General features: G+C 44.0%; 11 protein-coding genes. 6 read left to right on the forward strand and 5 right to left on the reverse strand.

Annotated elements, in window-relative coordinates; translation table 11 throughout:
* Nucleotides 1-723, forward strand: a complete 723-nt coding sequence (gene recO / locus HOL16_01235; protein MBT5389319.1) for a DNA repair protein RecO — start codon at nucleotides 1-3, stop codon at nucleotides 721-723.
* A gap of 24 nt (nucleotides 724-747) precedes the next feature.
* Here the strand turns inward: recO and HOL16_01240 are convergent, their stop codons facing one another.
* Nucleotides 748-1038 carry a hypothetical protein gene (locus HOL16_01240; protein ID MBT5389320.1) on the reverse strand — a complete coding sequence of 97 codons (291 nt, stop codon included), beginning with the start codon at nucleotides 1036-1038 and terminating at the stop codon, nucleotides 748-750.
* A 184-nt stretch (nucleotides 1039-1222) separates the two neighbouring features.
* Between HOL16_01240 and parC the strand changes: the two genes are divergently transcribed.
* Nucleotides 1223-3460 carry a DNA topoisomerase IV subunit A gene (gene parC / locus HOL16_01245; protein ID MBT5389321.1) on the forward strand — a complete coding sequence of 746 codons (2238 nt, stop codon included), beginning with the start codon at nucleotides 1223-1225 and terminating at the stop codon, nucleotides 3458-3460.
* Between the two features lie 72 nt (nucleotides 3461-3532).
* On the opposite strand, the gene HOL16_01250 is transcribed toward parC, so the two are convergent.
* The 4 genes from HOL16_01250 to HOL16_01265 form a co-directional block, all read right to left on the reverse strand.
* The gene (locus HOL16_01250; protein ID MBT5389322.1) at nucleotides 3533-4702 is read right to left on the reverse strand and encodes a hypothetical protein; all 1170 of its coding nucleotides are present in this window, start codon (nucleotides 4700-4702) and stop codon (nucleotides 3533-3535) included.
* Between the two features lie 175 nt (nucleotides 4703-4877).
* Complete coding sequence (locus HOL16_01255; protein MBT5389323.1) at nucleotides 4878-5480, reverse strand: hypothetical protein; 603 nt, start codon at nucleotides 5478-5480, stop codon at nucleotides 4878-4880.
* 126 nt (nucleotides 5481-5606) lie between these two features.
* Complete coding sequence (gene rsmA / locus HOL16_01260) at nucleotides 5607-6470, reverse strand: 16S rRNA (adenine(1518)-N(6)/adenine(1519)-N(6))-dimethyltransferase RsmA (protein MBT5389324.1); 864 nt, start codon at nucleotides 6468-6470, stop codon at nucleotides 5607-5609.
* 3 nt (nucleotides 6471-6473) lie between these two features.
* Nucleotides 6474-7766: a hypothetical protein gene (locus HOL16_01265; GenBank protein MBT5389325.1), complete on the reverse strand. Its 1293-nt coding sequence runs from the start codon at nucleotides 7764-7766 to the stop codon at nucleotides 6474-6476.
* A 163-nt stretch (nucleotides 7767-7929) separates the two neighbouring features.
* Here HOL16_01265 and HOL16_01270 point away from each other — a divergent pair, with 163 nt between their 5' ends.
* The 4 genes from HOL16_01270 to HOL16_01285 form a co-directional block, all read left to right on the forward strand.
* Nucleotides 7930-9027 (forward strand): YjgP/YjgQ family permease, encoded by a 1098-nt coding sequence (locus tag HOL16_01270; GenBank protein ID MBT5389326.1) that lies wholly within the window; start codon nucleotides 7930-7932, stop codon nucleotides 9025-9027.
* Nucleotides 9028-9035: 8 nt separating this feature from the next.
* Nucleotides 9036-10130, forward strand: coding sequence for an LPS export ABC transporter permease LptG (gene lptG / locus HOL16_01275; GenBank protein ID MBT5389327.1), 1095 nt, complete (start codon nucleotides 9036-9038; stop codon nucleotides 10128-10130).
* Nucleotides 10130-12400 carry an LPS-assembly protein LptD gene (locus tag HOL16_01280; protein MBT5389328.1) on the forward strand — a complete coding sequence of 757 codons (2271 nt, stop codon included), beginning with the start codon at nucleotides 10130-10132 and terminating at the stop codon, nucleotides 12398-12400. The genes lptG and HOL16_01280 overlap by 1 nt, the downstream gene beginning before the upstream one ends.
* A 285-nt stretch (nucleotides 12401-12685) precedes the next feature.
* Nucleotides 12686-15578 (forward strand): hypothetical protein (locus tag HOL16_01285; protein MBT5389329.1); only part of this gene is annotated, 2893 nt, incomplete at its 3' end.

Below are 15578 nucleotides of genomic sequence, written 5' to 3' on the forward strand. Positions count from 1 at the left end.
ATGGACTGGCGCGATGAAGGCTTTATCCTTAGAACAACCAAACACGGAGAGACATCCCTACTTGTTAGCATTCTAACAAAAGACCATGGTCGCCACATGGGGATCACCCGGAAAAGTCGATCTTCCAAAATGTCCTCAGGTCTCCAGCTCGGGAATAGAACATCTGTTGAGTGGAAAGCCCGCCTTCCTGAACATCTAGGAACTTGGAAACTGGAAACCATTTCCAGTCCCTTCTCTGCCCTTATGGATCAGCCTGGTCCCTTAACAGCTTTAACTTCTGCCCTGTCTCTCTGTGACAGCGTCCTTCCAGAACGAGAATCCTTGCCATGCCTTTTTCAACAAATGTCTGAAGTCGTCTCCGCACTTTCTTCTCCCACTTGGCTCCAAGCCTATATCCGTTTCGAAGTTCATCTCTTGAAAGAGCTTGGCTTTTCACTCGATTTAGAAAAATGCGCTGTCACAAAAGAAGTGGAAAATCTTACATATGTTTCTCCCAAAACAGGGTGCGCTGTCACAAAAGAAACCGGAGAACCTTATAAGGATCGCCTCTTTCCCCTACCCGCCTTCTTGGGGCCCGCATACAATGACTCAAAAGAAATATCAGACACCGAATATGTCCAAGGATTGCAGCTGACAGGGTATTTCTTGGAAAAGTGTGTGCTTAGCACCAAGGATCTCTCGCTGCCGTCGTCTCGTCACCGATTAATGGGCTACGTTAGATAAAGCAATTTGCTGGGATTCCCTTTTTTAGTCTGCTTTAAAGATCGGTTCTTCGATGGTTATGGCATCTTTCGGAACAGGATCTGCACTGATGGGATCAGATGGAACGGGATTGGCACTGATGGGATCAGATGGAACAAGATCGGCTGCAATTGCATCCTTCGGAACTTGGGAAGTTGGAACAGGATCAGCCTGGACTTTCTCTACTTTAACTGGGTCTGACGCAATGGTATCTATTTCAAAATCACCAAAAGCATTGAGCGTGCTAAACACAACCAATGGGCAAACCAACAGCAAAAACCTTCGAAAAAATTTCATCCCCTGAACTCCCCCTTATTTTTGTATTTTATCAAATCTTGCCACAGATTTATATTGAATTAATTCAGATCAAGCGTACCCCCCGAAGAAAGAATGAAAAATTTTGGGAAGAATAGGTTGAAAACACCTGGTTCCTTCTGCTACTGCTGGTGTTTGTGGTTTGTTTCAAGGAATTTACGCCTCAATGTCAACAAAGACTGACTCATCTCAAATTCGTGACGTCCCCTTAATGGATGCGTTGGGAGATCGATATCTTTCATACGCTCTCTCCACCATTATGTCGCGAAGTCTACCCGATGTACGAGATGGCCTAAAGCCAGTTCATCGCCGACTTTTGTATGCCATGCAACAGCTCCGCCTCAAACCACAAAGCAAATATAAAAAGTCTGCCCGTGTTGTGGGTGATGTTATTGGTAAATTTCATCCTCATGGAGAAGGATCCATTTATGATGCCCTAGTGCGTCTAGCCCAGGAATTTGCAGCACGATACCCCCTTATCGACGGCCAAGGCAACTTTGGAAATATTGATGGGGACAACGCCGCTGCCATGCGATATACAGAAGCCCGTCTGACAGATGTGGCCGAAGCCATCCTGGCGGGTATCGATGAAGATGCCGTCGACTTTCGAGATACCTACGATGGAGAAGGCGGAGAGCCTATGGTCCTCCCGGGGCGTTTCCCCAATCTATTAGCCAATGGATCCGCAGGAATTGCCGTTGGCATGGCCACAAGCATCCCTCCCCACAATTTGGAAGAAATATGTGATGCTCTCCTATATCTTTTGTCCCACAAAACCTCAACCGTTGCAGACCTGGTTAAGTTTATTCAAGGGCCAGACCTTCCAACTGGTGGAAAGTTGGTTGAATCTCCTGAAAATATTTTAAAAGCCTATGAAACAGGCAGAGGAAGTTTTCGGCTGCGCGCTACTTGGGAAGTAGAATCTCTCAAAGGCGGCCAGTATGAAATCGTCATCTCCGAAATTCCTTATCAGGTTCAGAAATCTAAACTCATCGAAAGAATCGCCGATCTCTTAGCCGCCAAAAAGTTGGCCTTTCTAGCTGATGTTCGAGACGAGTCTACGGAAGATGTTCGCCTCATATTGGTTCCAAAGAGCCGAAGCGTTGATCCGGCCTTTCTAATGGAGACTCTATTCAAGCAAACCGACCTAGAGACTCGTATTAGCCTGAATATGAACGTATTGGACAAAGGAAGTGTCCCCAAAGTCATGGATCTCAGAGAGGTTCTGCAAGCCTTTCTTGATCATCGCCAAGATATTTTGTGTCGTTCCTCCCGCTATCGATTGGCAAAAATTGAAAATCGATTGGAAATCCTGAAGGGCTTTTTGACAGTCTATCTCAACTTAGATGAAGTTATCCGTATTATCCGATACGAAGATGAACCCAAAACCATCATGATGGAAAAATGGAGCCTCTCAGATCTTCAAGCCGAGGCTATCCTTAATATGCGTTTGCGGTCCTTGAAAAAATTAGAAGAAATTGAAATCCGCAAAGAACACGATGACTTAATAAAGCGAGGAGATGAGCTTAAGGCACTCTTGGCCGATGAGTCCCTCCAGAAAAAAGCCATGCGTACCGAAATTCGCGGTGTTAAAAAGGACTTTGGGCAAGGAACGCCCATCGGGAAACGCCGCACGGTGATGGGGGAACCGCCGAAGGATCTAGATATCCCCATCGAAGCCTTTGTGGAAAAGGAACCTGTAACCGTCGTTTGTTCAAAGATGGGCTGGATTCGGGCTATCAAAGGCCATCTTTCCCCTGCCGAAGTGCAAAACATCAAATACAAAGACGGAGATAAAACGCGTTTCGTCCTGCCAGCACAAACGACAGATAAACTCCTTGTCTATGGATCAAATGGTCGCTTTTATACTCTCTCCATAGATAAGCTTCCAGGCGGCCGGGGACACGGCGAGCCCATTCGACTTATGATAGAAATTGAAAAAGATGACGATGTTGTCTCAATGCTATTATCTACCCCCAAGGAACAAAACCGAGAATTCCTGTTGGCTTCTTCAGATGGGCGCGGATTCATTGTGCCAGAAAGCGAACTCCTGTCCAATAAGAAGGCTGGAAAGCAAGTTCTGACGCTAGGAGGCAAGTCCAAAGCACACGTATGTGCGATCGTTCAAGGCGACCATATTGCCGTCGTTGGCTCAAACCGCCGGCTTTTGATTTTTAAACTGGATGAATTGCCCAAAATGGCCCGTGGCCGCGGCGTAATCCTTCAGAAATACCATGGAGCGGAACTCTCCGATGCCATTACTTTCAATCCTGAGACGGGCTTAAAGTGGAAACTGGGCGACCGGGAACGAACTGAAACCGATCTTAGGATCTGGATCTCCAAGCGTGCTACAACTGGGCGCTTGCCCCCAACTGGCTTTCCTAAAGGAAATAAGTTCAGTTGAGCCACGGGTTATGGTCTGTGACTACTGGATAGCGTTAAGCCTTTTCCACTCACTCCCCCGGCCTTTATACTTTTACGTACTTCGCTTCTTGTTCTTTAATACTCGATGAAAATAAGTAGCAATTTTTTCGGAAGCATTATTAGGTATCCCCAGTTTCTTTAACGGAGATTTTGGCCTATCTCTTATAGCTAATAGTCGTTTAGCCTCTTCGTAAAACTCATCTGGTGTCTCCACTTGGACGGCAACGCCCTTTTTAATGCTAAAGTTAGTGTAATCATCTTTTCTAGCAACGTATATCACCGGACGACCTTTATACAGGGCCTGCATTCCTACTGAAGACTTATGGCATACGACAAGTGACGCAAGCGTGCTCATGACCGATGTGGGTAAATTACTGACGTTCACCACAGAAATGTTGGACGCTTTTTCCTGATCAACCAATGTCTTTTCAAAAACCCCATCAACCCTAGGATGAGCAATCACAAAGGCACGAAGAGGTGCTAACTTTTTCATGCCACTTACAAAAGTTTTAAAACTTTCCGCATAGGTTTCATCGTACCCACCCGCAAAAACGACCACTTTATCATGGGCCATTAAGCCGAGTTGGGTTCTCAATGAAAAAGAGTTCACTTCAGAAAAAATCTGATCCCAATTCTCCAAACTTGGTTGTCCAACGACAATATGCTCGGAATTTTTTGTCTTCTGTAACTCTTTAAAACCTGGCAAAGAGCTCCTAGAGGGTACTAGATACGCATCTACCGTTTTTATTGCTTCAAAAAAAGGCTGAACGTAGTCTTTTCCCACCACTGAATCAAAATTGTCATAATAGGCGTAAACACGAGACCCCGTAGATTTAAAGAGATTGAGGACTTGTGCCTGTGCACTAGATGCCATTCCCGCAACAACTATTTTGGGAGTCACACTGCGCTTAACGCATTCCAGTTGGTTTTGAGACAATTTTTGATCTCTTGGAGAATCCACATCCAACGTGGGCGCATCTTCGCCACATTGTTTAGATACGTCCAGCATATGCGGATGCCCCTCAAAAGACGCTTTAGCCACCCCAAAAGCCAAAATTTTGTAAGTAATTTTACGACTTTCTAATTTTTCCAAGACGGGCGCTAACGCACTGGTGTCCCCCATATCCTTCAAACAGAAGAGAACATCTGTTTGATCCTGCGCATTGCTGTTTGATATAAATGTGAAAAGTACGAGTAAAACAACTCCGAATAATTTTTTCATAATGTGCCCCTGTATTATTTTAAATAAGTTATGAAAAACTTTATATAATGTTTAGATGTTACACAAGCGATTTTTTCCTTGTTTTCAGCCATTTTCTCCTGATTAGTGATTCGTTATTCATAGGACAAACGAAAAGCAAATTTGCTTTTGTAATTGCTATGTTTTTGCCAAAACTTTATTGGTTTAAAAAATCATGTTCTGAAAGGTTGGGTATTTCCCAATCACTTGGGTCATACAACTCTTTTAGTCTTTTTATCTCAGATGAGACCATCTTTGTATACAAACACCCGTCAAGAATTGATTTTCCAGCTGCACTGAAAAATTTTGTAAAATCTGAAATTAAATCAAGATTATTAATATATTCATTTATGATGCCGGTATTCTCCTGCTCAGTTGAAAAAGCCCAGATCGAGAGAGTGTCTTTTTCCTTTTTAAAAACAGATAGACCATTGCATAAATTATGACTGTCTAAGGCAGAAAAAACGTCCTCCTTGGACCCTGTGGGCTTTGGCCATAGCCAATAATTTATTTTCCCCTCTTCAGCTAACCACATATGCTCAACAATACTAATATCTAATTGTTGCCGATTCTCAAAATAATATTTCAACCATCCTTCATGGGAAGATACGTCTAGTTGTTCGCCAAATTTGTTGAAATTCGCGTAAATCAAATTTGTCGCCCCTATATATTTTAAAAAAGGTTTGCACAAAGCATCCAACTGCTCAACTACCCCCAACCCAGACTCCAAGGCAGAGTTTGAACGGTTTAACGTATCCATTTTTTATTCCCCAATTCTTTTTTAAATACACTGTTAAGATGATGATTTGATCATGGATTTTGTCACATTTCAATACATAAAAGTAGTCTACCAACTTTGATTCTAATCTTTATGGTGCAAAAAAATTCACTTCTTCTTTGCCATAGACTTCAGTTCATCATAGGCTCTAGCAAGAGTACAAAAGTCTTCGACGGAAAGGTTTTCAGCCCGTAGGGTTGGAGTTATATTCGCCTTTTCCAGGAGGATATCTGTCGGTACAGAAAGGGAGCCTAAACTGGAACGCAACATTTTGCGTCGCTGCATGAAGGCTGTTTTGACCACAAGATCCAATGTCGTCGGATCTGCCTCTGCCAAGGGCTTCACCCGAGGTTCAAGATGTAGAACTGTCGAATTTACCTTTGGAGAGGGTGTAAACGCCTCTTTAGGAACAGCCATAACCTGCTTTATATGGCATAGCCACTGTAATTTTATGGACAGCCTCCCATAAGTCTTCGTATGGGGTTTGGCCAGAATTCGATCGGCCACTTCCTTTTGAAACATTAGGATAAAGCCTTCAAACGCCTGTATGTTTTCGACCCACCTAAATAAAAGCTCTGTCGCAATGTTGTACGGAAGATTCGCAATTATGTAACGAGGAGATTGTCCGAGCTCCGAAACATTTAGGTCCAAGGCGTCTCCAACCAAAAGCTCTAGTCGATCTGGATACGCCTCTTTAAGCTCTTCTATAACCGGTACAAACCGAACATCCTTTTCAATGACAAAGACTCTCTCTGCAGGCGATTCCAGAAGAGCCCTCGTAAGGCCACCTGGCCCTGGCCCAATCTCAATGACGGTAGCATTCGCAGGGCAGTCAGCTGCCCTCACAATAGCCCGGGTTAAATTTAAGTCTAAAAGAAAGTTTTGCCCCAGAGCACGCCGTGCCTGGAGGCCATGCCGCTTAATAACTTCTCGAAGCGGTGGCAAAATTGGAGGAGACGCTTTCTCCCCCACGAATTAAATCCGAATATCGATGAAAGCAGAGCGCCTAAGATCACGCATGCTTCGACGAGAATAAGAATCTAAACGCTGTTCAGCAAGTTGTTGCTGTAGTGCCTCTCGCTCGGGCATGGCAACGGTTTTTTCCACCTCTTTGCGTGCACTCACAAATATGATTCCACCGCCATCAGAGGTCCTAATCATTGGGCTTGGCGTCCCTACGGGTAGTGACTCAACAATTCGACGCAATTCAGGATGAAGTTGTTCTGCCGTAACATCCTTTAATGTTTCTATACGGGCATCTATGGACTTTGCCGCCTTTTCCAACGTGACCACACTAGAAATCTTTGCCCGTACTCCCTCCACTTTGGCCAATTGTTCTTCAAGATATTCCTCGGAAACAGCCAAATAAATAGGAAGTGTCAACTGATGGACAGTTAGACGTACTTCTTTTTGTTTTCCACCCTCAGAAAAATCCTTCAAAAATAGGATGTAATAGCCCGTATTAGTCCTAATGGGATCAGACACCTCTCCCTTCTTCAGCTTGCTCGCAGCGGTTCCCAATTCAGATGCAAACTGCCCAGCCGATACCCAACCAATGTTTCCGCCATTTGCGGAAGAAGGTGATTTTGAGAATTGTTGCGCCAGGGCCGGGAAAGAAGCGCCCTTTTTAAGTTGTGAAACGAGCTCTCGCGCCTCATGCTTTACAGATCCAATATTCTTAGGATCATCAATTGGAAGAAAAATTTCCGATAGATGGTATCTCGCTTCCCCAAGGCTTGCTTCTAACTTCTCCACAACGGCATCAACATCTTCTTCCGTTATGTTCACATTGGGATAAAATGTATCTCGAACATACTTTATCCAAGCTATATTTGCTTGTACCTGCCCCTTTAAGATCTCTATACTTAGTTTTTTACTAGCTAGAAAGGCTAACAATTCCCCCTGCTTCATACCGTTATTGCGCTCAATTTCCGAAATAGCTCTATTCAATTCCTCATCAGAAACATTAACACCACGCTCGCTTGCTGCCTGTAACTGAAGTCGCTCATCAATTAGCATCTTTAGAACTTGAGGCGTTAAACTCTTAACTGTTTCAGAATTATTAGGCATATTCGATGATGAAATAATCAACCGAATCCGCTCTTTAAGATCAGAAAGCGTCACAATATCCTTATTAACCACTGCGGCAATTTTGCCCGTAACGCCCTTAGGGCTTCCGTCGGCCTTTGCATTTGCAAAGTTACTAAACGGGTTCACCACTAGGAATGTGGTTGAAATAAAACAAAGAACAGCAAATTTTTTGAACATATTTCGTCAACTCTCTTAAAAAAACACAAAGACATGATTGCATCATGCCAAGAATTCATTATAACTACCCAGTAGTCGTTCAATGGTATATAGGACGATATGAGCTAAAGCGCAACAAAGATATTTTATAGGCCTCAAAAAAATGCCTCTCACATCGAGATATATGTTTAATAATCTTATTCTCGTGACCCTGTTTTTAGCAGCCACGCTTATTGGAGCCGTATGGCTTATCCAATCAGTTCAGTTTGTGGAAATGGTGGTGAGAAACTTGGATCAAGATGCTCTCTTCACCCTTGGGAAGCTTTCTTTCCTTCTCCTCCCAGATCTTGTCTCTCTCATACTACCCATAGCTGTCTTCATTGCTGTCCTTCTTGTATATACAAAGTTTATTGCAGATCGAGAACTTCTCATTCTTAGAGGCCTTGGAATGAGTAACTGGGAATTGGCAAAACCTGTCATCCTCATGGGGACAATCGCCATGGTTCTCTTATATGCTATCAACATTTATTTCCTGCCAAAGTCATTCCAAACCCTCCGGGGCATGGAAAGCACCCTTAAAAATAGAGTCTCCATTTCCTTTCTGCAGGAAGGTGTTTTCAATGACTTTCCCGGGCTGACCCTTTTTATGAGAAAACGGGGGAAAAATGGGGAACTTAGCGGAATATTAGCCTATATTAATCGCGACAATAACCCACCCTACACCCTTACGGCAGAACAAGGCTCTTTTGTACGCACCCCTGAAGGGCCAAATATCATCATGAAAAATGGAAGCCGGCAAGAGTTTGACCCCAATACAGGAAAACTCTCGATTCTATATTTTGATCAAACAGTAGTTGCTTTGCAAAATAACAACAATACGCAACAAAGCCGTCTCCGAAAACCGTCGGAGTTATTCCTGCCCGAACTCTTCAGCTCCACTAAACTGGACGGAGACTCAACCTACCGGAAACGTCTTAGAGCGGAGGGTCATCAAAGGCTGTTGTCTCCTCTGTACCCCCTTGCATTTGCTCTTATGGGTGCCGTTCTGATCTTGTTGGGAAGTTTTTCACGACGTACAGATATCCGCCGACCTCTCTACGCAACATGTTGCGTCATCGTGATTCAAGCCCTCTGCCTAGTCTTTTTCAATTTGTCTGGTCGGTTTCCCATCTTCATTCCCTTTGCCTATGCCAGCGTTATATTGCCGATCCTAGTTTGCCTCTATCTCCTGTCGAAGGGATCTGATAAAACAGCGGAAACACCAAAGCGTCTAAAGAGGTAAAGATAACAGTGCAAATTCCTTTCACGTTTTCAAAATATATTATTCGTACCTTCTTAGGATGGTTTTTTATCGTCTTTGCGGCACTTGTCCTCATCATCACCTTATTCGATACAGTTGAGCTTTTCCGACGCGCAGCCAGCAAACCAGATGTTTCTGTCTTGATCATTATAAAGATGGTTGCCATGAAGCTTCCCTATATCACCCAACAGCTTATGCCATTCATTATCCTGTTTGCGTCTCTGTTCACTTTTCGAGCTTTCAACCGAAATCTTGAGTTTGTCGTTGCACGAGGATCCGGCATTTCCGCTTGGCAGTTTTTAGCGCCCATTTTCGCTTTAGTCGCCCTTTTTTCCATTCTGGACCTCGCCCTTTTGAATCCACTCACATCCGCCATGATGTCCCGATACGAAAAGTTTGATGCTCGTTATTTTAAGCGACAAAGCAACCCCCTTACTTTGTCCGATACAGGACTTTGGGTGAAAAACTCTGATCCTGATGGCTATCACATTATTCACGCAGATCGCGTACATCCTGATTCTGAAAAATTCTATAACGTAAGTGTTTTCAATTTTAACAATGCTGATGAATACAGGGGACGCATTGACACATCCGATGCGACCATTAAGGAAGATAAACTAAAGCTTGAGAACGTCTACGATTCTCCACGTCATGGAACAACGACCCAACAGGGAAAACGCACCCTAGAATCCAATATTAAAATGCGCGCCATTCAGGAAAGCTTTGCCTCTCCCTATACGCTCTCTTTTTGGGCTCTCCCTGGATTTATTCGTGTCATGGAAGCTTCGGGATTTTCGGGTCTCTCCCACAGACTTCATTGGAATGTCCTCCTCTCATATCCCGTCATCTTATGTATCATGATTTTGATTGCCGCCATCTTTACCCTCCGCTGGAAACGCAATCAAAGACTTACTTTTTCTATTGCAGGATCCGTTGGTTGTGGCTTCGTCTTTTACGTTTTTAACAGTGTTATGCATACGCTAGGACTCTCTTCCAAAGTGCCAATTTCTTTCTCTGTTTGGATTCCTATTGTATGTGTTGGGTTATCGAGTCTTATGTTTCTCCTACATCTCGAGGATAGTTAATGCGACTTTCTATACTGTTCTTTTCCATTGGAATTATAGGCATGGCTTCTCCTCTGGAAGCCCTTGCAAAATCCCTAGAAACGCCTTCCGTTCAAGAAACTGAAAAACCTATCCTGTTACGCGCCGACGATATTGCCTATGATGAAGAGATGGGCATCACCACGGCCAGAGGAAATGTGGAGTTTTCAGATGCAAAACAGGTTTTGCAAGCAGATGTCCTTTCCTATAATGAAAATACGAAAATTATCACCGCCACAGGAAATGTCAGCCTCACGGACCCTGAGGACAATATCATTTTTGCAGATCATATTGAGATAACCGAAGATTATAAAGATGGTATCATCGATGAATTCAGACGTCTCTCCAAACAAAATTATCGCCTAGCTGCTGCTTCTGGAAAGCGAACAGGTGGCGTTCGCACGGTCTTAGATCATGGCGTGTATTCGTCATGCGAGCTTTGCAAGACAGATCCAACCAATGCACCCTTATGGCAAATCAAAGCCATTAAGATAACCCGTGATGAAGAAGCAATGGACGTTGACTATGAGGATGCCTGGTTGGAATTCTATGGTGTGCCCGTATTTTATACCCCGTATTTGAGCCATCCCGATCCAAAAGTTACCCGTCGTAGTGGACTATTAGCGCCAGCGGTCGGTATTTCAACAAGCCTTGGTGCCTTTACGTCCATCCCCTATTATTTTGACATCTCGCCAGACCAAGATTTAACCCTAAAGCCTCTCATCACCACAAAGGGGGGTATTGTCTTTGCTGCTGAATACAGAAAGCTTTATGAGCACGGAAACTTTACATTTGACGGCAGCATTAATGAATCTCGGCCTGTTGGTGGCAATCAAACAGTCACTGTCACAAAGCCTCGCCGTATTCGCGGTCATGTTAAAACCGCTGGAGACTTTGACTTGTCGACCCAATGGCGAGGGGGCTTTGATATTAATCGAGCCAGTGACGCCACCTATATGAGACGCTACCGCATTCCAGAAAACACGTCTATCGTGCCTGACCATCTTACGAGTAATGCCTATGGAGAGGGCTTTTATGGCGAAAACTACGTCATAACGAAGGCATACGTATTCCAACCCCTTGCTGCTGATGTCTCCCAGAAAGAAACGCCCGTCGTTCTTCCCAGCGTTGCCCACAGCTTTACCGGACCCCAACGTTCCATGGGTGACCACTTTTTCGCAAGCAGTAACCTATTGGCCCTCACCCGGGAAAAAGGCACGAATATGCGTCGTCTTGCGGCCGAAGGAGGCTGGACAGTCCCCTATACATCCCCCTTTGGAGATACATATACCTTTACGGCGCTCCTCAGAAGCAGCCTGTATAACATTGACAATTTTGCCCCCACTTCCGGAGCACGCAAGATTAATACCACCACTGGACGTCTCTTTCCTCAAATGGGCCTAGACTGGAAATATCCCCTTATAAATGACAGTCCTTCCTTTCCGTTATTAATTGAGCCAAACGTTGGTTTTGTCGCTGGAACTGCCGGTGGAAATCCCATCAAAATTCCCAACGAAGACAGTCGTGACTTTGAGCTAGACGAAACCAATCTCTTCAGCATGGATCGCTTTTCTGGCTGGGATCGTATTGATAGTGGCCAACGGGCAAACTATGGTGTCAAGTTCCAAGCTTTTCCCGCCTTCTTGCATCATGCACACCTCTTTTTGGGCCAAAGCTACAGCTTCACCAGAAACAAGGCGATCCCTTTTTCAAGTGGTGTAGGTGAAGGCTTTTCTGACTACGTGGGCCGTTTAGAATTGGACCCCCATGAATACGTGCGATTCACCTATCGATTTATGTATAACCGGAAAGATTTCCGCGCCCGCCGCAATCAGCTTACCTTCCATGTGGGACCACCCGTATTCAACGTGCGCGGTGACTATTTGTTTATTGCAAAGCATGCCACTGACAGTGCCTTTAGCGGGAAAGAGCAAGTCATTGGAACTCTCAGTTCCCAGATCACAGACTTTTGGTCAGGATACTTTCAAACATCTCGAGATCTCGGAAAAAGTGGTGGCACCCTGACCCAAAACTTTGGCTTCCGCTATGAGGATGAATGCTTTACCTTTGACATCAAATATAAGCAAGACTTTTTCATCGATCGTGATGTCAAACCGGAAAATGCCATTCTCTTTGGTGTCGCCTTCAAAACCCTCGGTCAAGTCTCCACCGGTGGCGGGGTTAATCCCGGCACCGCGGGGCGCAGCAATTCCGAATATAACCGCGAGGATTTAATCAAGGCGCCCTATTAGGGGGATGGCCTAGTTGTTCTAAAAAAATTAATCGCTTTTAATCTCTTTCTGCAATTCAATCTTATCTTACTGATAAAAAAGATTTTTTTGGACGCCTAAATACAAAAATGCACAAAACGTGCATTTAAAATTTTATTAAACTTTATAGTATAAATTCATTGCATTTTAGCTGTTTTATGTATATTTTTAGTAGATGATTGAGTTTTGCTAGGTATCATTTTTTTGGAACAAGGGTGAGTTAGGCAATTTTTGGCCATGTATCCTTGTTTGACTGATGGATAAGATATGAAATATTTCTCGAGTCACAGATTTAGACTCTTAGCAACAACGGCTATAATCAGCACAACACTATTGATCGAGCACTCGAGCTTTGCTGATGAGAAATCAAATTTTTTGGTTTTTGACAAACCAAAATGGAATGCTCACTCATTTATTGATTTAAAGGCAGGAAACCGACGAAACATTGGTCAGGTTGGGTTTGTATCACCATTGGCTCAGAATGATCGATCCATGCTCTTTACCGATTTCAGATATATGCACGATTCCACTAGTAATGCTGAAGGTAATTTTGGCCTTGCTTACCGCATCATACTGAACGACTGGGTTTATGGTGGATATGGTTTTTTTGATCATAGAAATAGTAGTTTTGGCAATACATTTAATGAACTTGCTTTTGGATTCGAAGCCCTCAGCACCACCTGGGAATATAGAATTAATACCTATGTCCCCCTTTCCAATAAAAAGCTTATTAACAGCTCAATAGAAACTAAGGACGAAATTGTTGGAAACGAGATATATATTAAAACAATTAATTCAGAAACCTTTGATATTCCATTGGGTGGATTTGACTTCGAACTAGGCTATCAAATTCTGAAGGGGCTCCGTCTCTACGGGGCAGTGTATCATTTCGCTGCAAAACAAGCACCATCTGTAACAGGCAGTAGAGTCCGCATTACTTATGACATCACCGAAAATTTTTCTCTCGAAGGACAAGCCCAGTATGACCGAAATCGGAAGGAAACTTTTTTTGCAGGCGTAAGATTTACGATCCCTCTGAGTGAAGATGGCCCCCAGCGTGAGCTAACAGATGTTGAAAAACTGATGTTGCGACCCATCGTTAGAGACGTCGATGCTGTTACTGTTTCGCAAACATCTTCTCAAACTATTCGAGAAGTTTTACTGCGTCCAAAAAACGGTGCTATTGATCAAGCATCTCCGACTTTACAAGAACTTGTGTCATCTCTCGAACGTGCCAACGTAGATTCGCTTACCCCTTCTCAATCTTCACGGGCACTTCAAATTTATAATGCCAAAAAAGTTTATGGTGACGAGTTGGAACTCCTCAACAAAGGCAAGAATGAAGATCCTGCCAAAATTTCTCGTGTAAAAAAGAGAAATGCTAAGTTTCATGAATTGGTAGCGGCTTTAGAAAAGTATGATATCATTAGATTCCCTGAAAAAAACACAATGGAGCCAGTCCGCACTTTTCTCCAAAGAGTAGAAGAAACTAATACAGTTACTGATACTCCTGGTGAAAAATTTCCGGTAAATACTCCTGGAAAAATTCCGCTGTCCCCAGCACTCTCTTCCTCTAGCTCCTACAAATCTCCACAAAAGACTGGTGGATATGCTGGAGAACCATCTTCACCAAAAACACCTATTAAGCTGATACCCACTTGGAATGAGCCTCAAATTGGTGATGCTCCTAGAATCATTCATTCATTCGTCTTATCTGAAAACGCGAAACCGTCTACGGGAAAGAGAAGTGATCCAGCAACAGTTGTCACTCCAACTAAAGATCCTTCAGGCTTACCCAGTCTATCCTCAGAACCCCCCTCCCGATTCGTACGAGGGGCAGTCACTCCTTCAAGATCGTCACGAACTGCTGAGCAAGAAAAAAGAGTGCTAAGAGGTGAAGGTTTATACCCAAAGTCAGCACAGAAGATCGGTAGGAGAGATTCATGGAAGCCTACAGTAAGCTCTCCTCTGGCTGCGGGAACCTTTAGAGGAAGTACAACTCTTGAACAAAGTGTGAAGCATCACACGTCAGATTTGAAAATGTTAAAGCAGAGAGAACTGCAAAAAATGGCTGCAGCTTCTATCTTGAAGACTCAGGCTTACTCACCCGATGATTCAACTAAATTGTCCCAAGCTGAACTTCGGAAGAATGCAGTCTCTGAAGCCTTGAGGGCACAATCTTTCTCAGCTGAAGGTTCAACAGCTCTTGCCCAAACGGAGCTTCGAAGAAAGGTAGTCACAGATACTTTGAAGACACAGACTCGTTCGTTTGATGGTTCTCTAAATATAGCCCAGGTCGAACTGCGCAAGAATCCAGTTGCTGATGCCTTAAAAGCACAGACTTACTCAGCTGATGGGTCTATGAATCTTGCTCAGGCCGAACTTAGAAGGAAGGCTATGGTAGATGCCTTAAAAGCACAAACGTATTCAACTGATGGGTCTGTGAATCTTGCTCAAACTGAACTTCGGAAGAACGCGGTCGCTAATACCTTGAGGGCACAATCTTACACAGCTGATGGATCAACAAGTCTGGCTCAAGCTGAACTTAGAAGGAAGGCTATGGTAGATGCCTTGATGACACAGACTTATTCAACTGATGGGTCTGCGAATCTTGCTCAAACTGAACTTCGGAAGAACGCGGTCGCTGATACCTTGAGGGCACAATCTTACACAACTGATGGATCAACAAGTCTGGCTCAAGCTGAACTTCGTAAGAATGCGGTTGTGGATGCCTTGATGACACAGACTTATTCAACTGATGGTTCTGCGAATCTAGCTCAGGCTGAACTTCGTAAGAAGGCTATGCTAGATGCCTTAAAAGCACAAACGCATTCAACCGATAGCTCCACCAAATTAGTTCAAGCTGATGCACGCAAGGCCTCTATCTCAGCCGCACTATCTGATCAGACACACATCTCTACCGAATCGATGAACCTAGCCCAAGCCGAACTTCGCAAGAATGCTATGGCAGGTGCACTAACTGAGCAAACTCATATGGCTGCCGATTCGGTAAGTTTAGCTCAGGCCGAACTCAGGAAGAATGCTGTTGCTGATGCTTTGATGTCGCAAACTCCTTCGACAGCTGATTCAACGAGTTTAGCCCAGACTGAACTTCGGAAGAACATTATTGCAGATGCCTTAAAAGAACAGACTTATTCAG

It is taken from the genome of Alphaproteobacteria bacterium, assembly GCA_018662925.1.
Lineage (GTDB): Bacteria > Pseudomonadota > Alphaproteobacteria > 16-39-46 > JABJFC01 > JABJFC01.